Here is a 19,904-nt window from a genome sequence, read left to right as displayed (position 1 = left end):
TCAACACCCTTTTGCTTAATTTAGTGATTAATTAACTTGTATTATTTTCCTCTTCTTCAATTTCAGCCCACAGTAAACTTTCCGCAGCAGTTAATTTATGCATAGCATGGTGAAGATCTCCTATAGCCAGTCTTTTATTTCCTTGATTAATATTCTCTAAAGCTCTCAAACACGAGTCCATTATTTTAATAATTTTTTCTTCTGGTGACACGTTACTCTCCAACCTTTAAACCTTTTTCTATGTAATTCTCAACGTAATTCTGTTTTTCTTTTAAACTATCGATGTAAGTTGCAGCCTTTAGTAAATTCTCTTCGTTCAGTGATCCTAAGTCAAAGTAAGCTTTCTTTCTAATTGCGTATCTAACTACATCTTCCTCTTTCATTGTATCACCTCTTTTTACGTTTAATTTATTTATATAACTAAGTATAATATGTATAATTCACTTATGTCAATTGTTTTTTATTTAATTTCTCATACATTTCTACAGCTTGAATGTGCATCGAGACCGACCAGCAAAGTGGATTATTTTCATTGTAGTTATTACCATATTCATCTCTATAGTCGCCAGCAAAATATAACTCTGGAATATTACCATCATCTAAAATTAATTTCTCAGTTCGCTCTATGTAATATTTACCTTTTTCTAAATTTCCCATCGTCATATGCGAGAGTGCTAAAAAACTTAAGCCGAATACCCATTGAGCCTCGCTGCCATAGAAGAATTCTTTCGGATGATTCCTGCCGTGTTCTTTTTCCAATGTGCTAAAGTAACTGTCTCCACAATATCTAAGTACTGCTTTGTCCTTAAGTAGTTCCTTCTCTACATTATGTATAATAAGCTGCGCCATAGGCCGAGGAAGGATGTTATAAGGATATATAAGTGTCAATTGGAATAAATCCACTTTTCTAGTGGGTGTTTCATTCGGAAAAAGTGAATATAACGCTTCAAACCCTCTTGCTATTAATTCAGCAGGAACGAAAACTATATCAGATATAATTTCTAGTGCTGCTACGCAAGCTCCTAATGAACTTAGACGCAGTTCCCTTTGTTCTTCCCATGCTCCACTTTCCTCTAATCTCCAGTACTCTAATGTATTCAGATACCAAACTAACTTTTGGATAATTTCTTTATCCTTCTCATCTCGTAACATCTTCTTACCTTTTTTAACACCCATACCTATTGCCCATAGGAATGATGAATAAGCATCTAGCTGCACATGCGCCCACTCCTGATCTTCAATCTCTTTCATATCATGAGCAGAATATCTAATATGCATAAATTCGAACCATGCATGTGGCTTTTGTTTTAAATGTATATCTAGCTTCCATTCATACTGCCTAAAGTAATCTAGATGTGCCTGAATAGCTCTTTCAAAAGTGTTACATGTTTTATCTATGTAAGCTAAGGCAATATACATTGAGTCACGGAGCCACACCTTGCTGTAGTCAGAGGAAGCACTAGCATAGAAAGCTCCATTTTCAGTTTCTAAACTTTTTATAATTTCATATTGTCTATTTAGCTTATTCATTTCTCCCATCCCCTTCATTGTATAAGTTTAATTTATTTTTACCAACCTACTCTAATGTAGGTTTATTTATTCTTCACATCCACTAAATCATCAAACTTAATAATATTTACATATTGATGCTCATCCATAATTTTAAATTCTCTTTTCAACGTATCGACATGATGTACTCGACCAATGATAAATCTAATTTCACCGTATCTGTAGTAATAGAAAACTAACTCTTGATTGAATTCCATTGCGTCTGCAATCTTTAGATTTATTTCTTCAATCTGCTGCTCATCTAATTCAGGTTTTTCAATTTTTAAATCATCATTAAAATATTTCTTCACTGATTGCTTATGTTCAGGCATTATAAATGCTGTCCATTTCATTGTTCCTCGATCATTAATCATAAGAAATCACCGTCCTTATGATTATTATATAAGAAAATACGTTCGATTAATATTGTTATATAGGAATATTTGCTCTCATCTCATCTCATTGAATAAACTGGCTTATTGTTATCTTTGGAACTAACTAAAGGAAAAGCATTTTCTAATGCATATGTAATTTCTTTTGCCATTTTCATTACTAAACTTAACCTTGTGCATTGTAGTACTAAAAACTCCTTGTATCCACTTATATTAACTGTTCCTTGAATGTTGTAGTCTCCTACAGGTGTTAGTTCTTTTCCTACCCCTAATCCTGGAGAAAGGCTTCCTTTATTAAAACCTATATTCCCAACGTTTCGCAGTCTTCCTAAGGCAGCATCAATTGCCACAACTATTTTCCCTTCTGGAACTTCCTTTAGCCTTTCATCTAAATTTTGAGCATGAACCGGCTCATCGAGTGTTCCAATCACATTCTTATATCCTTTTTCAGTCAACATCGTACCAATTAAAGGAGCTAAACTATCTCCGGTTGATCTATCTGTGCCTATGCAGACAATGAAGATATCTTCTGTTTTTGCTTTAATGTATTTATTAATTGACTTATGTAAATCCTCTCCATTATCAAATTGACCAAACTGAACTCCACCTGTATTTTCATCAAGTGCTGCCATATATTTTCCCTCCATTTACATATAATTTATTTGAATAAATCTTAGATTTCATTTAAACTCCTCTGCTGCTAGATACTTCTAATTCACCTTCAGTCATTTCAATTTCATCGCATTCGTCATCATCTTTTGAGAATCCAAATCTAACTGTATATGGTCTTTCTGCCTTTTCATCATAGCTAATAACTTCATAAGTAAAGAATCCATGAACAAAACTAAAACCAATTGGAAATTTCATACTCTATCTCCTCTATTTAAAATTCAGTTTTCATTGTAATTTTTAAACTCTTTATCCCAGTATTCCTTTATCATGTTGTCAATTTTACCGACAACTTTATAATCTTCAGGATAGCATAGTGTATCCATGTTTCCCTGCATATCCATAATCAAAGCTGATTCGTCATCAAGTAAATCCAATACTACAAATCTTGTGCCAACAGGATAATTAACATGATATGGACTTTCTATAACTTCAATAACATCCCCTTTAAAGACTGGTTTCCACATCCCTATCACCTCTAATTTAATTTATTTAAATCAAACAATGGTTTTATGTAAACTTTTAATCAAGTATTTCCAGTATCAATTCTCCAATAATATCACTTGAAGCATCATTACTCCTCTGTTTATATGACAACTCCATTTCTTTATCAAACTTCCCTTGATCATAACCTTTTCCATACGACTTTCTACTAGTATACTCAATGTGTCTATACAATTCCCAAACTAACTTATCTTCAGTGTCATTTGTAAAATCTAAATTTAACTTCTTGATAATATCCCTTAGTTGATACATGTTATTTTTAAAATGAGTTTCCATCATCCCTACCCCCCCTCTCTTCGAATTCGACTCTCTTTTCTTGTTATTAATTATATATTACATGATTAATTTACTTATGTAAACACTTTTTTCTATAAATTTCTAAAAAAATAAGAGCTACATTTAGCAGCTCTCTAAACTTCAATCACAACCTTAAATCCTTGACCTGGTTCTGTTTGAATATCAATTGTACCATCAAGCACTCTAACACGTTCTCTTATACCGGATAGTCCCATACTACCCTCTTTGTTTAGAACAAAGTCTAAATCCTCACCAAGTCCATCATCTTCATAATGTAGTACAATTTTATCTTTAATCTTTACTACAATCAATCGGACATTTTGTGCTTCTGAATGTTTCTTTGCATTGTTTAATAGTTCTTGAGTCATACGATATAAGTTTAACTGAACCTCTTCTGAAATTGATTGATCTAAATTACTTGTTGTGATTGTTATTTTATATTTATCATTTTGATGTTGATTTACAAGTCTCTTCAAAGCCTTATCTAATCCCAAATCATATAAAAATTGTGGTCTTAATTCATGACATGTTCTTCTAGTGGTATCGATTGAACGAGACATGTCATCAAATAATTTATTGACTTCCTCATCTAAAATATCTTCATCCATCTCTTTATAAGAAGAATATAAAATTTCAATGTGTCTTTTAATGCCGATCAAATCCTGTAATACGGAGTCATGTAAATCCCTTGCTAATTCTGAACGTTGTTTCTCTTCTAAATTAAACACAATCTTATTTAACCAAGTCGGATTATTTTCCAACTCTTCAAGGTTATCCATTAAATGTTCAATTTTCACAAAGTTTTCTAGCGTTACATTTGTATAATAAGCGAGATTGTTTAACCATTTCCTCTCGTCTAAAGTCAATTTTGGTGTATTTATATCGGACAATGCCAATACAATAAATGTTTTTCCACCAGCTTCACCTATATTTAAAAGGAATCCTTTGTCTACTTCCTCTATTTCACCAGTACGATCTTTTATTAGAGTAATAATGTTTGAATATTGGTCAAATAACCATTTTTTATGCTGCGTAGATTCACTCAATTGACCATTCTTTTCAATCTCAAGCAAATAAACTTGATTAATCAATAAAGTATCAATTATTGTTTGTTTTAGAATATTCGATACTTCATATATATTTTTGGCAACCCTTATTTTTTGAGTATATACCGTCAGTTTATCTTGATAATTAGATTTTTCTGAAACCCTATTTAATTTAAATTTATAGTCAAGTATTTCTTTAAGATATAAAGTGGCAAACATTAATAAGAAGAATGTAATAAAAGTTCTAACTGAAAAGACAGTTGGATTTCCTGATTTTATATTTATTATCAATATAACTCCGACAACTGATGGTATTATTATTATTAAACTATAATACTTAATCCTACCAACTATAAACTCAATATCATAAATTTTTGTTACTAAGAACTGATAAACTAATGAGAAAGGTATAATCATTAGAAATCCTGTTAAAAAAACAGGAGAAATGATTACTGTTTTAAACAATACATAAGGTAATACATATAGCAATAAAAATGGCAAGAATGCAAATGCGTTAGAGATTATTAAAATTCTAATTAAATATTTCTGTGTCTTATAAGATATCTTTTTTAAACCTGTACCAATTAAAGTTGCAACCATTATAAAAACTAATAGAAAACTTCCTAAGTTCAGGGTTTTAGTTAATTCGCCATTAACAAAAACCATTTGATCAAATTGAACAAAAATACCGTTGATTAGAATTATTAAATAGGAAATCCATATCCATTTCTTACTAAACCAAACCAAATTCAACTCTTTGTAATAAGTATACATAAAATGAAGATAGGTCGTTGGTGTTGCAATCATCAGTAGTATTACAATAGTTCTTGAAAAATTATCTCCTCTAGAAGATGCTCCTCCACACATATAAGCAAGTGAAAAAGTGAAAAGGAATGTAATTAACAGTAAAGCTGACTCTTTTGTGTTTTCGGAACGCTTATAACTTTTATAAATTAAATAACTACAATAAATACTTATCACCATTATTATCAATGGCATGATCAACATAAATACAATTTGTGTGTCAAAATTTGTTTCTACCGAAAGTCTTTTTATTTCTCCATTACTTTTTTCAACGGTGATATATTTAACTTGTTCTAACATATTCCATTCTTTAATGGGCTTGAAGTTTATTGGGTCTTCCCCATTTACTAATAATATTCTGTCACCTATTTCAAGATTCCTATCTGCCCATGTCAAAGGCTCTATGTCAAGAACATAAACTTTATCTCCTTCTATATTAGTCAAAGCCCCAACATAATCATACTTTAATATAATATACGAAAAATACAGTGTTAGAGCGACACTAATCGCTATTAACACTGTAAAAAGATTGAACCATTTTTTCATTTTTATTTTAACCCCAGTACTTCATAAATGCTGAAGTTTTGTCAGTTGTGATTGTTTTAATTACTTCTAATAGTTCTTTTGGACTAAGACGTTCGACTGGAGATGCTTTTCCTTCAACTATAGCTAAGGCTTCTTGTGGATTGTTTTGTAAATGATTAATCAGTTTCTGCATCTTCTTCTATACCCTCCATAAATGATTTTGGATCAAATAATAACACTTGTTTTATCGTTTTTGATTCTATTTCATCAACGTTTAACAAACTAGCCTGACTTGTTAATACCGCAATCTTTTCATCTTCGTTATTTATTAAATGTGCAATGATACTGCCTATCCGCAAGCTTATCTCTCCCTTTCTTGTGTTAATAGGTCATTGTCCTTAGTTTACTACAGAAAGTCCAAATTGAAAATAAAAAATCTCAATTTTTACATTTATACATTGCGGTATATCGCATTTCGCTAATTGCATACTTTTTGCGATATACCGCAACTCACTTTCGTTGATATTTCGTCTCACGATATATTAAAATTAACTTATAAATGAGACGTACATAATAATTACGCTACCAACGTAATTATATAACAAGAACAACAAATAATTATATACCAGTACTTTCTGAGACTACTAAGCCGCCAACTTGGTAGTCTAAGTACTTTTTAGGTGTATCTTCGTCTACCTCTATAATTGAGTTAATTTCCATTTCAGACCCTTCGATTCCTAGTTTATGTAATCTACCGTCAGATCCTTCTACTGTAATTTCTCTAATTTTTAAATAATCCATATCCAATAATTTAATAAATTTAAGTACTGCGCTCTCTTCCGTTTCCTCCTTAGTCATACAAAAAAAGTCTAATCTTGCTTCTCCTTGAAGAATAAATTCCATATTCTTTCCCCCATATAATGTATTTATAACAGAACGTGTGTTCTAATTATACCTTTTTACCAAGCAAATTACTAGTCATTAAATACATAGTTAAAGATATTTAAGTCTGTTGTTGAAGCTGATAAAATCAGTAGGACACCGGATAAAATTGAAACGAATAATAATAATAAAATTACAAACTTAATCATCTTTATTCGCTTACGATCATGATTATCTATGCATCTACCCTGTCCAATCTTAAATATTGTAAGAATGATTATGTCCCATATTTCCATGCAGCTTCTTGGATTTGCTATTATCCAGTTCTTGTTATTTTGTTCAACCCTCATTATTTTTCCGTTTGTAATGGAATAGTCAACTCGTATGTTTTGGTAAACGTAAACGCAAAGGAAAATACCTAGTATTAACCCAATACAAACAAATGAAAATGCGATGATCATATGGTCAGTTATATGTTCCCAAAATAAGCTATTGTGCTGCTCAAATTCTCGTGAGGTCAAATAAACAACCTGCCTTTACTTAATTTTTCTTTAGCGAGCTCCCTATACCAATATACCATTCTATTGTAAAACTCCTCTTTCTCCTCTTTAGATAAAGTATCATCATCATTAATTTGCGATAATGCTTTAACTAGACTAGGATGCTGTTCTATTTCTCTTTGAATTGAAAGTGGAGTTTTATTAAAGGACAAGAAAAGCTCATCTTCATCCAAGTTTAATACCTCAGCTAACCTAACAATTATCTCATCTGAAGGATTTGACTTATTACCTTTTTCTAGATCTTTGATGTAATTAATTGATACGCCAACTAAGCTCGCAATCTGTTCTAACGTATGCTTCTTTTCTAGCCTTTTCAATCTTAATAAGTCTCCTACATTGGCTCCCATTTGTATGCAATTTCACCCACCCTTTCTTTCACAGAATCAATAGAATAAACTGTCAGATTAAAAAATAACCTGATAGATTAATCAGTAATAATAATTAAGCCTTTATAGGCATTATATCCTACACTTCAACAAAGTAGGTATTAGGCTATAATATGTATTAAGTTTACTACAATAATGTGACTTTGTCTTTATCTAATTTTGTCGAAAAGTGTTAATTGTCAAATTATGTGTTAAATACTAAGGACATTTTCACTATTTATACATACTTACCCCCAAAAAATCCCCACTATTAAACACACAATGTATATTAATTTTATTTATGTATAAGCTTTAATCCCTAACTTCAAGGGATTAAATGCTGTAATTATTCTTCATCATTTAAATATAGCTCTTTTATATTTTCCATGTTAATAAATTCTCTTAACGTTTGGTAATTATATTTATATACTCCAGCTATTTTAACTTTACGAACACTAAATCTATCTGCAATTTTTTCTAATTCTTCATTATCTAACTTTCCACTTTCTTTATATAAATCATAGGCCATTTTGATCATACCTGACTTCTCAACGTTCTTTGGAGTCAAATATGGCAAGTCAAATGATTCACTTAAAGTTGTTACTCTTCTGTATATAGTATGTCTATCTACTCCATTAACGTTTTTAGTTAGATTTGTTTGAATGTTTTGTAATATATAATCTGATTTTTGAAGTTCTGCTTCAGGATTTCTTGCTGTAGATTGACCATTATTTTTATAATAAGTCGATTGCAAATATGCACTTTTAATAATCTTGATGCATCTGTCACTTACTGTTATTTCTCTTTCACCATGTTTATCATCTTTAAGAGTTAATTTATTGTTATTCCAATCAATATCATTGTAATTTAGATTGCAAACTTCTGATAAGCTTGATCCTCCAACACCTTCAAATATTAATCGTAATGCAACTATATCTTGTGCATTGGCAGCTTTATCTTCAATCTCAATAAGTTCTTCTTCTGTCATATAAAGTTTCTTACTCTTATCTAAACAATTTCTAAGTTCATCCATTGTAATGTTTTTTGCCTGATTTATATTACTTCCACTATATCTCACAGCCCAATCAAGGTATAACTTAATAATATTCCAACTGTGTCTAATTGCGTTCAATGTAGTATGATTTGCATCTTTAAGTGTCGAGATTATTTCATCTGCTGAAAAAGTGTACAGATCTCTCCCTATAATATCCTCAGTTGCTTTACTTCTAATAAATACATATCTATAAGTTTCACGAGTATTTTCTGGATACTGACTTAAAAATTCCTCTTTTATCTCTGGATTATATAATTCAGCCATTGGTATTTACCTCACTTATTCAGTTTAAGTTCATTGAAAAATTTAATGATTTGTTTTTTAGATGAATTTTTAATTCTGTTTGATTGATCTAATACATCAAGGTCTACCCACATTTTATTATCTCTTGAAAAATCAATATCACTGAGAATTCTTGTTAATTTATTTACTTTAATACCTTCGTCATACATTCTTTTTGCTAATTGAACATATCCATTAAACATTACATTCGCATTTATTAGAGTAGTTTTTCTATGTTCTGCAATATCTCCTAGAAATTCATCTGGATAACTGAAGCATAATTCATTAAAGAAATCAGTTAAATATCTAGATACTTTAATTGCCGTTGGCTTATCTGTTATATTAAAAATTTCATCAATTGAATCAGACAATGTGTTAAATGTTAGCAATAAATCTGAATTAGGAGATATATGGTCTCCAGCTGCTACTTTTCCACTTAATTCACTATTAGCTTGAACTTGTTTAGCAATAAAATCTGCCTGTCTAACGTCTCCCATTTTCTTAAGGTGGCTACTACTAACTACTGTGAAAGTATTTTTCTGACGGAAAAATTCTTGAGCTCTCTTCTTGTCATAATTCAATACGAACAATAACATTTCTCTATCAATAGAAGGATCTTCTCTTAGAGCCTGAGCAATTCCGTTTGTTCTGTGATAGCCATCCAATACATCTAAAAGTGTACCTTTTGTTACTGTTAACGTTCTTTCTGATCCATCATAAATTAGCTCTTCGTCTTCATCTGAAGTTCCCAGTCGAGCATTTAGAGTAATCTCAGATATATTTAACTGACCTTTCTTTGTTAATTCTTTAATTTCATTTACATTTTTCGCAACAAGCTTAGGTGTTTCAATGATATTTCCTGTTCTTTTATCTTTGTGTTGTCTACTTTCCCTTTGCGTCTCAGCATTCCATTGTAAAAGAGAACTGTTAAATAAAAAACTAATTTCTTTCAGACTCGATTTAACAACATGGAAATCATCAGTTACACGAATAACTTCACCTTTAAATGTATAAGGAAAATCAGGTTTCTCGATATTATACCCTTCAAAATTAGATTTAATTTCTTTCATTTCTCTTTCGGTTAATGTGTTTAATGGATTCGCTAAACTCTTACCTGTAACAATATAAGTTTGTTCTGCCAATATAGAGATGAAAGAAATATCTTCTTCCCTCATCTCTACTTGACCATTAATATACTCTTGAACTTGACCAGGTAAAACTCTAAATTTTTTCATGTTGTTTTTAATCTTATCTGTAATTTTCTTATCATCTTTAATTTGCGTAAATACTTCTCTAAGATCATTAATAAATTCATTTTTATCTTTTTTAATTTGTGTACTCATAAAAATCACACCTTATCCAATTATAGTGTCTAATATTATAATAATATTTATCTTTACACCTGTAAACGTTTTTGGTTTATTTTCTAATTAATTTATTTGTTATGACTTATTTTGACACATTTTGATTTAATTCTTGTATCTTCATGTTAATGTAAAGTTTATAGTCTCCTGGCATTTCATCAATAATTTTTAATAGTTCTTCATGGTTAATTTTCTTATATGCATCTTTATCATAGTCTTTACCTAGCGAAACAGCTCCGCATGCTCCATGATCTCTGTCGCCAATATACCTCATTGTACTGTTAATGTTGCTATGGTTTAATGCTTTTTTAGCTGCCATGATATCATTTCCCTGCAATCTGTAGGTGAATGAAGCACCCGTCTTACGTAGGGAATGGAATACAATCTGCCGATCTTCACTAATATTCATTTTCTCTTTAAGCCTATTCATCATGCCTTGAATTCCTTTATTATTAATATTAAATACATATTCACTATTATCAGTCTTTAATACACTAACCATCTCATCATAGAACCATTTAGCTATAGTTTTTCTAAATTCCTTATTACCTTTATCCACACCTTCAATAATAACAACGCCATTCTCTTCTCTAAAATTACTCCATTTTAACTTTAATAAAGCACCTTTACGAATACAAGTGTCTATAGAGAATAGGATTAACATTCTTTTAATTTCACCTTTTTCCCTTTCCTCTAATGCTAATTCAGCCATTTTTAACGCTTCCTCAACAGATAAAACTCCATGACTTTTATTTGATTCAGGCAGACGTTCAATTTGACTAAAGTAACTTATATCCTTAACAATTTTCTTAGAATGTAAATAATCAAGTAGTCCTCTGGCAGCAGTTACATACAAATTAATTGTTTTATTTACGTATGTATCTGACTGTCTCATTTCTTCAATAAAGTCTTCGAAGTCTTCAAGTGTTATTTGTACATCTTTTCTTGTTAAGAATCTTAAATCTCCTTTACAATCTGGTCTCACAATAGAGAAAAACTTTTCAATCTTTGGCATGTATGATTTTTTAGTGTGATGTTCTTTTTCTTCTTCTGGCTTATCTGTTCTGTCTTCGATTTTCTTGAAGTAACGTAAAATTTGATCATAAACTTCTGTGTTGTTTAATTTCACAATATTATTAGCTAACATTATAATCATCCCCTCTTATTTTACATTTTATTCACGTTTATTTTATTTATGAATGGATTATGATGATTTATTTGCACGTTCAATTTCACGATTAATTACACTTACAATAGCGAGTAAATCCTTCTTAAGTTTCTTTAGCTCATATGTTTTCATTTTCTTTGTATTTCTAATTAGATAATCAAAAAGATCTACGAGTACCATTTTAAACTCCCCCTTCCCTTTATATTTCCGATTTCTAGTTATTCAAAGTATACCATATTATATTATGCATGTAAACACAATATGTTTAATTTATTTACAAAAAATAAAAGACCTTTTTGTCCAGGTCTTTTTAATGTATAAATCATATGATATTAGGAAAAATAAATCTAAGGTGACTGATTGAAGGATGGAACTCTCTTATTAGGTCTAGATTATTCTAGGCCTATTTTTAATAAAAGGCAAAATTTATTGAAAAAGTTCTAAAATTCTTTCTCTGTATGATAATACATATTCTTTAAAATCCTTCTCTGTTTGATCAGGAGGCATTAAATCATCCATAAATTCCATCTGTTTAATTTCATTATCAAATGCTGCCAATGTAATTTTCTTGACCAGTTCTTTTTCGCTATTAGAAATTTTGGTCTCACTAAGTTTCTTTCTTAAATTCCATAAATTCTGCTCCATTTGAAATTTGATTGCTTTAAAAAATTCAGGATCATCTATATCTTTATCCTTTAACATTTCTAATACTTCTTCATTAGTCATATGAATCCTCCTATGTATAATTTACTTTAAAAGTGTTATTATATTTAGTCTTCAATAATTTCAATTTCTTCTAAAATTACACCACCTACATAATGAATGCCGTGTTTTGCCTTTATTTTATTGTATTCTAACAGTAGTTCAAACTCGTAATTCAATGCAGATTCCTTATTAAGAAAATACTTTTTATCATCTTCCATGTATTGCTCATATTCACCTTCCCATGAATAAACATAGTATGCTTTCACACTTACCACTCCTTGAAATTGTTCTTATATTTAAATTTTTTTCTTATTACCAAATCCTCTTATTTCATTTAAAATCAATGATAAAAAACTATAGATACACATTGTACATGCAAAGACAATATGTTCAATAGAATTAAAATTAAACAAACAATAACAAGCAGCAAATATCCATAAAGTAGGTGCTAACTCTTTAACTATCTTCATTTTAATTCCTCCTGTAATTATTTCACCAGATATCTTTTAGTGGTTATTTTATTTGTTTCAATTTCAAAAGTATCGAACCCTTTTGCTTTCACAGCCTCATTAATCTTTTCTAATCTTGGCATATTCTCCTCACAAAATCTTCCTGCTTTAATCGGTTCTTGTGTTCCATCTGCAATTTTCTCAGCATTGTACACTAATAAATCATAGAAAACAGTTTCTTCAGTATCAAATGATTTCATATGTATTTCTCCTTTAATGAATATTTTTTAAAAATGCTACACATAATAAGAGTCTAGCATCTGTTCACAGGGGATCACCAGTTGGCGTGGAAAACCAACTGCCCCTAACTATTTAAATACTTTAGAAATTTATTTAACTCAATATGTCCTTTAAATGTTCTAAATTTAATGCCTTTATGATTAATTAATTCAATATGTTCATCTAACTCCCTAACAGACCAATTTCTTTCATGAGCCATCTTAAAATTCTCTTTTCGGATCATTATTCAACTCCTCCTTTAATTCTGGAAAAATATCTTCAAATTCTGCTTTCTTTGTATTTCCGTCTTTATCTGTTATAAATACCCCTGGATTATTTGAATTTAATTTAACCTCAACTCCCAACTCTTTTGCAGAATTAATAATTTTATCTAATTCAAATTTAAATTCCATTAGCTTCCTCATTTCCCAATATAATCTTCTATTTATGTAGATAGTACTTAATAAATTCTAAGACAGTCATTTCTTCATCAAGATTACATGAATGTAACAAACCATCTTCTAATTGTTGTGCTAATTGCAAAACCGTTGTATTTTCAAGATTCTCAATATCTTCTTTTGTTAGATTTTTCATCACACTTCCACCTCTTCTCCATGTTTTTCAGCCTCTACATCCTCGCATCCATAATGATCCTTTAAATCAGTAGAAATATGGTCATACTTACTTAACAACTCAATCCTATCAAAATGTCTTGCATGAGCTTTAGTTGTAAATGAAAATCCACTTCTGACTGTTCCTTTTATGTAACCTTTGTCGGTCTTTATAACGTACATTTATATCACTCCTATGGTTTAATTATTGTTATATGTTTATTTTGCTTATGTGCATGATTGACACAATTCGCTGTTCCACCTTTAGTTCCGTCCCAAACTGCTATTACATATTTTGAATTTTCAACCATCCATTCATTTCTAATTTGCATACACCAAGAAGTATAGGCTTCCTCAGATACATAATGAACTTTATCACATTTATCAATAATACTTTTCCATTCCTTTTGACTGTTTTCTGGCCATTTGTTAGTTTGATTTTTACATGGTACTGCTGCAATTAGTTTAATACCTGGATATGTTTCTTTGAGTTTTAATACTATTCTAGCCGCCCACATATCAATTCCTAATGCCATTCCTGTTATAAAAGTATCTGTGTTATGTATTTGAATGTGATTAATTATTTCATCTCTAAGTTTCCAAAGTAACTTTTGATTTCCTTCTGATTTTGGATCGTATCCATAGAGTTTATTTGGTCTATTTCCGGTAAAGCATAGTGAATTCTCTATATTCATCAAATTTCTCCTCTCGATAAAAATTCCATTTCATTAAAATAATCTAATGTTAAATATCCAGGATATCTTGTCATAAATATAGTATATGACATACGCTATTCCTATTAGAAGATACACTAATATTACAGCTGGAAGAAATAGCGTAAATACAAAAATGTGTTTAACTTGAAAACCATCTTCCATAAATTTCTCTTCACATACTCTCTGAAGTAATACTAAAGCAGCAATCATATTTGCAATCATAAAAACTACAAATGTTATTAACATTGTTTCCCCTACCTCCTAATTTTAGATACAAACTTCATTTTATTTATTCGCCATTTTCTGTTTTCCAATCCTTCACTAAACATCGTGCTACAATATGAGGTATGTTTAGTTTTTCTTTAACATAATTTACTGTCGCATCCTCTTCAATCACTGCTTTTTTAATTGCTAAATAATCAGCGTAAGTCATTTTTTCAACCTCTTCTTTTTATATTCTAAGTGTGATAACAAAGAGAAAAAGATGTTATGTATTGTTAGTTTTAAAGGTGTTTTAAATTTTATAAGAATTGGAATAGCATATAACCAAGCGATTATCTCCTCATACATTCTTATTAACTTATTACTTCTATCTCTTTTCTTACCTGTCTTTTGTCTATCAATGATATGTCCTATCTCGTGACAAACACCTATTATTTCTCTCTCAGTTATTCTAGGCATTGTAATAACTGTTTTCCTACCATGATCCACAGCACTTCCTGTTTGAATTTTCCTATTAAAGTAAGCTGTGGAAAATGTAATTGAGTACCCGTACTTTTGGATAATTTCTTTTAATTCTTGAAAAGAGCTATTTATTTTCTCGCTCATTTATAATAATCAACTCCTTATAAAATAGATGATTTATTTTAATTATTACTCCATCCAATCATCATAAATTGTAATTGAATTTTGCCCTAAAATTAAACTTTGCCCTATATTAGTTCTCAATTTAATTAAATCTTCTAAAGTATTAATAATTATATAGCCCTCATCTTCATACTCTTCACTTAATTCAAAATCAAATTCATTTAGAAACAATATATATTTACTGATATCTTCTGATGCCACACTTACTTTAAATTTCATTTAAATTTCCCCTTTCAATAAAGTATACGTATTAAAGGAATTCCTTGCCCTTGATTTTCCATCTTCTATAATAAACACATGATCTAAATATATAACCGATGATAAAACCGAAATATAAACCAGCGATCAAGCCCATTTAATCATCCTCCTATAATTGCATTAAGTGCTCTTAATAATTCAGAGCATTTTACTTCTACACTATCTTCTCCATCATTGACTCGCAATGTTATATACTTATCAGGATACAAATCTGTATCTTCACCAGTTACAGTAAGGCGATCTAAGCCTGATGGACTTTCTATTATAAATTTACTTTTCATTTTTATTCCTCCCTGTTATGTAAATATCTATATACGACTAAACTTTTATTGAATTTTACTTCTTTGTATTTCATAACTTGTGTAGTCTTTATTACTTTTAGTGGCTATAAAGTTTTCGGCTTCGGAGTATTCTTTAAAGACTATTTCTACTCCTTTACGCCCATCATATTTCCAAAGAACTACATAAACATAACTCTCAATCACATTAAAAACCTCCTTTTATTAGATTAATACTGTGTCAATATCCTCACATTCATTTAAATACTCCATTATCTGTTTACCATACGATGTTAACCAAGATCCTCCGATTGACCCACCATGTTCTAATACCTCGATTAAATCTAATTGATACATAACAAATTGAATAATTCCGTTTTGAATATCGGTAAACTTCAATTTCGGCTTAGATTTATCTTCAAATTCAAATAGTGAATGAATTCTATTTTGATGCACTTCATAAGGAACTTCATTGACGTATTTATCGTTAATTGCATTCAGTAATTCTTTGATTAGCTTCAAAGTGTCCCCTGGATTACCACATCCACAAAATTTTAGTTTTTCATAGTAAAAATCATTTAATCTTTCTTTTATAAGTTCTTGCTTTTCCCAGTTTTCCACTGTAATCACTCCTTAAAATTTCTGTTTTATTTTAATCCATTCGGAAAGTAATTTTTAAATTCCATCAATAAGTCTAATTCATTATCTTCTATAAACTTGCGAAGAAGTTTGTTTTCCTTCTCTAAAAGCATTTCTCTTTCTTCTGATTCCTTTCTCAATTCTTTTTGATAATTAGCTGATGCATAGGCAGCCTTTAAATTAGTTTCAGTTTCCTTATGTAATTGCTTTAACTCCATGACCATTTCATAAATACCTTCCGGTTTAGCAATAGCTAATTCAACAGTACCCAACAAATATTCGATGTCTGGCATATCTTCGCGTATTTTAACCAACCAGTCTTCACATTCTTTAAGGCCTTTATTCTCCTGGTTTAACTCCTCTACTTTAGTTATTAACCATTTGTAATCACTGTCTGAAATTTTTACATTTCCTGATCCCGTAATTATTGAATCTTTTTTAATTTCTTCCAATATAGAAATTACCTTATCCATTGCTTCATCTCCCCTGTTATATGAATTTGTTTAAAGTCCTAATTTTCTCTAGAATTTAATAACGCATATACAACATTTTCAATTTCCCTTATGTTGTTATAGTAACAACCTACCTTATAAGTTTGATTATTAACTCTAACTTTAATTTGTGGAATACCAAATGAATTAGTCTGTATTGTTACTCTACCTTTATCAGTTTTAATTATTTTATGCTTAATCATTTAATTCACCTCCACACAAAGAAACTCATCAAATAAACTAATTAATTTACCTTTATATTCTATTAAAAACTGTTTAAAATTCTGTTCTGCATATGTATTATTTATGTTGTTATAGAAATCTATTGCGTTTACCTCTTCATCTAATTGCTGCAATAAATAATCTTTATATTCTTCAATTGTAGCTAAATCAAACTTATGTAAGTTGTTATGTATGACAGTTCGTATGTTGTATAGTTCCCTAAGTTTATGTTCTTTCTGGCTGTTAAATAATTCTTCTTCACTCATTTGATCTAGTTCGAAGTAATCCACAGCATCTAACATAATATTACCCTCCGATTATTCAATTGTATATAATTTATTTACTTAACATTTTCATGTAACCTAACGTCATTTGTTTTCTGATTTCTTCTGGTGTTCTTTTCTTAACAGCTTTTACAGCTACGTTATCATTGTTTAAGTTTACCCCGTTAAAGTTTTTATATCTGGCCTCTGCAATGTGTGTTACACTCGCACCCACCACCTTTTTAAGTTCCATAATTCAATCCCTCCGTTAGTTTCATTTCTTAATTTCATTATATACGCTAACGGATGAGATTACAACTATTAAATTAAATTTATTTATAAAAACATGTTCAAATAAGACTAGAGTTTTCTAGCCTTAAAGAACTATGCATTTTTGTCGTTTAAACTGCCTTAAATTCTTCAGCAGTTAAATTTAAAAAACTGTCTTGTTGTGTATCTACTTGCTGATCACATTTATAACAATAACTATCAGGTAGTGGAGTCCAGCAAGTGTTGCACACAATTCCTTCATGATCCTTATGCAATCTTTCTTGCTGCGCTTTGAAATATTCTCTCTGTAATTTCTTCAACGTATATTTCTTCATCCCAATCTCCCCTTATCCTTCGTTTGATTCCAATTTTCCATTTTTGAAATTCTGGAATTTTCTCTTTAAATTACAAAATGGTGCTCAGTTCCGAAGAACCAAACACCATTTCATATGTACTACGAATATTTAATTTACTTTTAATGCTTATCCACCAAAACCTGGCTTATACGTGATTTTTACATCTTCTTTTGTTTCAGCTTTAGAACCAGTATATAAACCAACTCCAAATCCAACAACTAATGATACAGCTACTAATAATGCTACTATTTTCTTTGTCATGGTATTTCACCTCCTTTCATGAGGAGGTGCTTTATCACAAGGAATAAAGTCTCAATGATCTATCACTCTCTCCAAGTTTTTTTAATTCAATTAACGGTGCTTTTCTGAAAAACTTATCACCAGTTAATATGAAATACTCAATTGAATCATAGAAGTAATTTTTATCTTTGGTAATTAAACCTCTGTAAAAATTATCATAGGCCAAATCATATTCAGTTAAGTCATTGTTGTTTTTCATCGCATCTAGAATTTCTAGTGCTTTGTCATTTTCACCTTTTCTAATGTGCATAAATGCAACTTCTTGTAAGTCATCAATTTCATCAGAATATTTATCAATATAATTATTTTCTTTTCCCCAGTAATTTTCCAAGAAAGATAAACTTCTCAAAAGTTGTGTTCTGTAAATAGGATTGTCTCCTGCTGCCTCCAAACCTTTCAGAAAGTTTCTTTTAGCTTCATCATAATTTTCAAATATATAAGAGTTTCCAATGTTTAAATAGCCAAATGCGATAAATCTAAGGGTATTAGTGATTTCTAAGCATTCATTAACATTTTCTCTTACGTCCTCTACATTGGCTTCTACAACATTTGAATTTGCTCTAATCATTAAGATCCTACATTTGAATGACCCACTTAAATAAGTGCTTGAAAGTTCATTAATTTTATTTAAATCAATGTAGTCTAGCGTCTCTTTAAGGCTTTTGAAATCTCTTTTATTAAGATAAGGATATAAAAACATTATTTTGCTGAATAATTTCATTTCAACTGACTTTATTGTTATGTCACATAAAATGTCTCTAGCTTCAATTACAGAAATTTGACCTGTTGCTAATCTTCTATGTAACTCATATACCTCAGCCCACTCTTTACTAGTACTATTCTTAGATTCCTTTAAGCGAATGATTAATTTATCAGTCAATTCAGTAAGAAAATTCACATCTGCATACTCTAAGGCTTGCCTAGCAGCTTGATTCGTAGGGTTTATTGATAAACTATAACTGCTAATTAGCTCATACTCTCTGTCAGGATATAAAGATTTTACGATGTACACCAGCACATTAAAGTCTGACAATTCTTTTTTTGGATCATCTAGCCATTTAGATAGTGCTGTGGAATTACTTAATCCTGCTGCAATTGCAACTTCTTTAAGTAAGCCTCTATTCTCATCGAATTTATTCTTTAACATCTGTTTTAGATCTGACATGAGTTTCACCTGCCTTGTTTATTGGTAATTATTTGGTATGACTTTATTGTACTATATGTAGGACGACATTTCAATATGTATATTAAATTTATTTATAATATTTTTTAATTTTCTTTTTCGTAATACTGATAAATTATCATGTTGTCCAAGAAGGTCATTTTAACTTTATTATACTTCCTTTTTAGTTGATTTACAATATGTTCCTTCTCCTTAAATGATTTAAATATTACAGTTTCAACTCTCGCTAACTTTTCACTTTCCTCTAATAAAGATAATCTCATGTCCTTTTCTCCTCTCATTAAATTTATCTATATTATGTAGGAGTGCTGCTTACGCACCCTTTGACTCTATTAACTCAAATAATTTTTCATCCAAGTTCTGTATAGCTTCTAATACTTCTTTATAACTCTTGTTTTCTAAATCTAAGGAGTACTTATTTTCAAATTCTTTAAGCTGTGTATTAAACATGATTAAGTTGTTTGATAGGTTTACAGCATCCATAAGATCTTCTTGTTTCAAATCATAAAATAAAATGAACGGTATATTTGGATTAATGATAACCACTCCTTAAAATT

At 30.0% G+C, this 19,904-nt stretch carries 39 protein-coding genes; all 39 read right to left on the bottom strand.

The window, feature by feature from the left end; genetic code table 11:
* Nucleotides 1–31 precede the first annotated feature (31 nt).
* Nucleotides 32–211: a hypothetical protein gene (locus ACSVDH_RS12695; RefSeq protein WP_439249688.1), complete on the bottom strand. Its 180-nt coding sequence runs from the start codon at nucleotides 209–211 to the stop codon at nucleotides 32–34.
* 1 nt (nucleotide 212) lies between these two features.
* Complete coding sequence (locus ACSVDH_RS12690; protein WP_299831553.1) at nucleotides 213–383, bottom strand: hypothetical protein; 171 nt, start codon at nucleotides 381–383, stop codon at nucleotides 213–215.
* A 61-nt stretch (nucleotides 384–444) separates the two neighbouring features.
* A complete protein-coding gene (locus tag ACSVDH_RS12685; protein ID WP_299831550.1) occupies nucleotides 445–1,530 on the bottom strand; it encodes a glycoside hydrolase family 15 protein in 1,086 nt (361 codons plus the stop codon).
* Between the two features lie 62 nt (nucleotides 1,531–1,592).
* The gene (locus tag ACSVDH_RS12680; protein ID WP_439249687.1) at nucleotides 1,593–1,922 is read right to left on the bottom strand and encodes a YolD-like family protein; all 330 of its coding nucleotides are present in this window, start codon (nucleotides 1,920–1,922) and stop codon (nucleotides 1,593–1,595) included.
* An 80-nt stretch (nucleotides 1,923–2,002) separates the two neighbouring features.
* Nucleotides 2,003–2,572, bottom strand: coding sequence for a spore protease YyaC (gene yyaC / locus ACSVDH_RS12675; RefSeq protein ID WP_299831544.1), 570 nt, complete (start codon nucleotides 2,570–2,572; stop codon nucleotides 2,003–2,005).
* A 52-nt stretch (nucleotides 2,573–2,624) separates the two neighbouring features.
* A complete protein-coding gene (locus ACSVDH_RS12670) occupies nucleotides 2,625–2,807 on the bottom strand; it encodes a hypothetical protein (RefSeq protein WP_439249686.1) in 183 nt (60 codons plus the stop codon).
* A 23-nt stretch (nucleotides 2,808–2,830) separates the two neighbouring features.
* Nucleotides 2,831–3,076, bottom strand: a complete 246-nt coding sequence (locus tag ACSVDH_RS12665) for a hypothetical protein (RefSeq protein WP_439249685.1) — start codon at nucleotides 3,074–3,076, stop codon at nucleotides 2,831–2,833.
* Between the two features lie 55 nt (nucleotides 3,077–3,131).
* Nucleotides 3,132–3,392: a hypothetical protein gene (locus tag ACSVDH_RS12660; protein WP_439249684.1), complete on the bottom strand. Its 261-nt coding sequence runs from the start codon at nucleotides 3,390–3,392 to the stop codon at nucleotides 3,132–3,134.
* Nucleotides 3,393–3,523: 131 nt separating this feature from the next.
* Nucleotides 3,524–5,806: a sensor histidine kinase gene (locus ACSVDH_RS12655; RefSeq protein WP_439249683.1), complete on the bottom strand. Its 2,283-nt coding sequence runs from the start codon at nucleotides 5,804–5,806 to the stop codon at nucleotides 3,524–3,526.
* A 7-nt stretch (nucleotides 5,807–5,813) separates the two neighbouring features.
* A complete protein-coding gene (locus ACSVDH_RS12650; protein WP_439249682.1) occupies nucleotides 5,814–5,978 on the bottom strand; it encodes a hypothetical protein in 165 nt (54 codons plus the stop codon).
* A complete protein-coding gene (locus ACSVDH_RS12645) occupies nucleotides 5,962–6,144 on the bottom strand; it encodes a hypothetical protein (RefSeq protein ID WP_439249681.1) in 183 nt (60 codons plus the stop codon). Before ACSVDH_RS12645 ends, ACSVDH_RS12650 begins: the two co-directional genes overlap by 17 nt.
* Nucleotides 6,145–6,403: 259 nt before the next feature.
* On the bottom strand, nucleotides 6,404–6,688 hold the full coding sequence (locus ACSVDH_RS12640) for a hypothetical protein (protein WP_439249680.1): 285 nt from the start codon (nucleotides 6,686–6,688) through the stop codon (nucleotides 6,404–6,406).
* 496 nt (nucleotides 6,689–7,184) lie between these two features.
* The gene (locus tag ACSVDH_RS12635) at nucleotides 7,185–7,574 is read right to left on the bottom strand and encodes a helix-turn-helix domain-containing protein (protein WP_439249679.1); all 390 of its coding nucleotides are present in this window, start codon (nucleotides 7,572–7,574) and stop codon (nucleotides 7,185–7,187) included.
* A 364-nt stretch (nucleotides 7,575–7,938) separates the two neighbouring features.
* Nucleotides 7,939–8,910, bottom strand: coding sequence for a phage lytic cycle repressor MrpR family protein (locus ACSVDH_RS12630; RefSeq protein ID WP_439249678.1), 972 nt, complete (start codon nucleotides 8,908–8,910; stop codon nucleotides 7,939–7,941).
* Between the two features lie 11 nt (nucleotides 8,911–8,921).
* Complete coding sequence (locus ACSVDH_RS12625) at nucleotides 8,922–10,271, bottom strand: DNA sulfur modification protein DndB (RefSeq protein ID WP_439249677.1); 1,350 nt, start codon at nucleotides 10,269–10,271, stop codon at nucleotides 8,922–8,924.
* Nucleotides 10,272–10,377: 106 nt separating this feature from the next.
* Nucleotides 10,378–11,439, bottom strand: a complete 1,062-nt coding sequence (locus tag ACSVDH_RS12620; RefSeq protein WP_439249676.1) for a tyrosine-type recombinase/integrase — start codon at nucleotides 11,437–11,439, stop codon at nucleotides 10,378–10,380.
* Nucleotides 11,440–11,496: 57 nt separating this feature from the next.
* Nucleotides 11,497–11,640, bottom strand: a complete 144-nt coding sequence (locus tag ACSVDH_RS12615; RefSeq protein WP_439249675.1) for a hypothetical protein — start codon at nucleotides 11,638–11,640, stop codon at nucleotides 11,497–11,499.
* Nucleotides 11,641–11,886: 246 nt separating this feature from the next.
* Entirely contained in the window at nucleotides 11,887–12,186 is a 300-nt protein-coding gene (locus tag ACSVDH_RS12610) for a hypothetical protein (RefSeq protein WP_439249673.1), read from the bottom strand.
* A gap of 44 nt (nucleotides 12,187–12,230) precedes the next feature.
* Nucleotides 12,231–12,431, bottom strand: a complete 201-nt coding sequence (locus ACSVDH_RS12605; protein WP_439249672.1) for a hypothetical protein — start codon at nucleotides 12,429–12,431, stop codon at nucleotides 12,231–12,233.
* 30 nt (nucleotides 12,432–12,461) lie between these two features.
* Nucleotides 12,462–12,635, bottom strand: a complete 174-nt coding sequence (locus ACSVDH_RS12600; protein ID WP_439249671.1) for a hypothetical protein — start codon at nucleotides 12,633–12,635, stop codon at nucleotides 12,462–12,464.
* 17 nt (nucleotides 12,636–12,652) lie between these two features.
* Nucleotides 12,653–12,874, bottom strand: coding sequence for a hypothetical protein (locus ACSVDH_RS12595; protein ID WP_439249670.1), 222 nt, complete (start codon nucleotides 12,872–12,874; stop codon nucleotides 12,653–12,655).
* 240 nt (nucleotides 12,875–13,114) lie between these two features.
* Entirely contained in the window at nucleotides 13,115–13,306 is a 192-nt protein-coding gene (locus tag ACSVDH_RS12590) for an SGNH/GDSL hydrolase family protein (RefSeq protein WP_439249669.1), read from the bottom strand.
* 28 nt (nucleotides 13,307–13,334) lie between these two features.
* A complete protein-coding gene (locus ACSVDH_RS12585; RefSeq protein ID WP_439249668.1) occupies nucleotides 13,335–13,487 on the bottom strand; it encodes a hypothetical protein in 153 nt (50 codons plus the stop codon).
* Nucleotides 13,487–13,687, bottom strand: a complete 201-nt coding sequence (locus ACSVDH_RS12580; protein WP_439249667.1) for a hypothetical protein — start codon at nucleotides 13,685–13,687, stop codon at nucleotides 13,487–13,489. The genes ACSVDH_RS12585 and ACSVDH_RS12580 overlap by 1 nt, the downstream gene beginning before the upstream one ends.
* Before the next feature lie 11 nt (nucleotides 13,688–13,698).
* Nucleotides 13,699–14,199, bottom strand: coding sequence for an SLOG family protein (locus ACSVDH_RS12575; protein WP_439249666.1), 501 nt, complete (start codon nucleotides 14,197–14,199; stop codon nucleotides 13,699–13,701).
* A 310-nt stretch (nucleotides 14,200–14,509) separates the two neighbouring features.
* On the bottom strand, nucleotides 14,510–14,653 hold the full coding sequence (locus ACSVDH_RS12570; RefSeq protein ID WP_299831491.1) for a hypothetical protein: 144 nt from the start codon (nucleotides 14,651–14,653) through the stop codon (nucleotides 14,510–14,512).
* The gene (locus ACSVDH_RS12565) at nucleotides 14,650–15,048 is read right to left on the bottom strand and encodes a hypothetical protein (protein WP_299831488.1); all 399 of its coding nucleotides are present in this window, start codon (nucleotides 15,046–15,048) and stop codon (nucleotides 14,650–14,652) included. Before ACSVDH_RS12565 ends, ACSVDH_RS12570 begins: the two co-directional genes overlap by 4 nt.
* 45 nt (nucleotides 15,049–15,093) lie before the next feature.
* A complete protein-coding gene (locus ACSVDH_RS12560) occupies nucleotides 15,094–15,306 on the bottom strand; it encodes a hypothetical protein (RefSeq protein WP_299831485.1) in 213 nt (70 codons plus the stop codon).
* 140 nt (nucleotides 15,307–15,446) lie between these two features.
* Entirely contained in the window at nucleotides 15,447–15,626 is a 180-nt protein-coding gene (locus tag ACSVDH_RS12555; RefSeq protein ID WP_299831482.1) for a hypothetical protein, read from the bottom strand.
* Nucleotides 15,627–15,671: 45 nt separating this feature from the next.
* On the bottom strand, nucleotides 15,672–15,830 hold the full coding sequence (locus ACSVDH_RS12550) for a hypothetical protein (RefSeq protein WP_299831479.1): 159 nt from the start codon (nucleotides 15,828–15,830) through the stop codon (nucleotides 15,672–15,674).
* Between the two features lie 18 nt (nucleotides 15,831–15,848).
* Nucleotides 15,849–16,244: a hypothetical protein gene (locus tag ACSVDH_RS12545; RefSeq protein ID WP_299848053.1), complete on the bottom strand. Its 396-nt coding sequence runs from the start codon at nucleotides 16,242–16,244 to the stop codon at nucleotides 15,849–15,851.
* Nucleotides 16,245–16,270: 26 nt separating this feature from the next.
* A complete protein-coding gene (locus ACSVDH_RS12540; protein WP_439249665.1) occupies nucleotides 16,271–16,735 on the bottom strand; it encodes a hypothetical protein in 465 nt (154 codons plus the stop codon).
* A gap of 38 nt (nucleotides 16,736–16,773) precedes the next feature.
* The gene (locus ACSVDH_RS12535; RefSeq protein WP_439249664.1) at nucleotides 16,774–16,956 is read right to left on the bottom strand and encodes a hypothetical protein; all 183 of its coding nucleotides are present in this window, start codon (nucleotides 16,954–16,956) and stop codon (nucleotides 16,774–16,776) included.
* Complete coding sequence (locus ACSVDH_RS12530; RefSeq protein ID WP_439249663.1) at nucleotides 16,957–17,277, bottom strand: hypothetical protein; 321 nt, start codon at nucleotides 17,275–17,277, stop codon at nucleotides 16,957–16,959.
* 34 nt (nucleotides 17,278–17,311) lie between these two features.
* Complete coding sequence (locus tag ACSVDH_RS12525) at nucleotides 17,312–17,491, bottom strand: hypothetical protein (RefSeq protein ID WP_439249662.1); 180 nt, start codon at nucleotides 17,489–17,491, stop codon at nucleotides 17,312–17,314.
* A 148-nt stretch (nucleotides 17,492–17,639) separates the two neighbouring features.
* A complete protein-coding gene (locus tag ACSVDH_RS12520; RefSeq protein WP_439249661.1) occupies nucleotides 17,640–17,843 on the bottom strand; it encodes a hypothetical protein in 204 nt (67 codons plus the stop codon).
* A 147-nt stretch (nucleotides 17,844–17,990) separates the two neighbouring features.
* Entirely contained in the window at nucleotides 17,991–18,125 is a 135-nt protein-coding gene (locus ACSVDH_RS12515; protein WP_439249660.1) for a hypothetical protein, read from the bottom strand.
* Between the two features lie 34 nt (nucleotides 18,126–18,159).
* Nucleotides 18,160–19,329, bottom strand: coding sequence for an AimR family lysis-lysogeny pheromone receptor (locus ACSVDH_RS12510; RefSeq protein WP_439249659.1), 1,170 nt, complete (start codon nucleotides 19,327–19,329; stop codon nucleotides 18,160–18,162).
* A 104-nt stretch (nucleotides 19,330–19,433) separates the two neighbouring features.
* Nucleotides 19,434–19,610 (bottom strand): hypothetical protein, encoded by a 177-nt coding sequence (locus ACSVDH_RS12505; RefSeq protein ID WP_439249658.1) that lies wholly within the window; start codon nucleotides 19,608–19,610, stop codon nucleotides 19,434–19,436.
* Between the last annotated feature and the right edge of the window lie 294 nt (nucleotides 19,611–19,904).

Origin of the sequence: Metabacillus sp. Hm71 (assembly GCF_051842955.2) — a bacterium.
Taxonomy (GTDB): domain Bacteria; phylum Bacillota; class Bacilli; order Bacillales; family Bacillaceae; genus Metabacillus.
The sequence above is the reverse complement of the archived record's forward strand: the minus strand, read 5'-3'. Positions and strand labels throughout refer to the sequence as shown.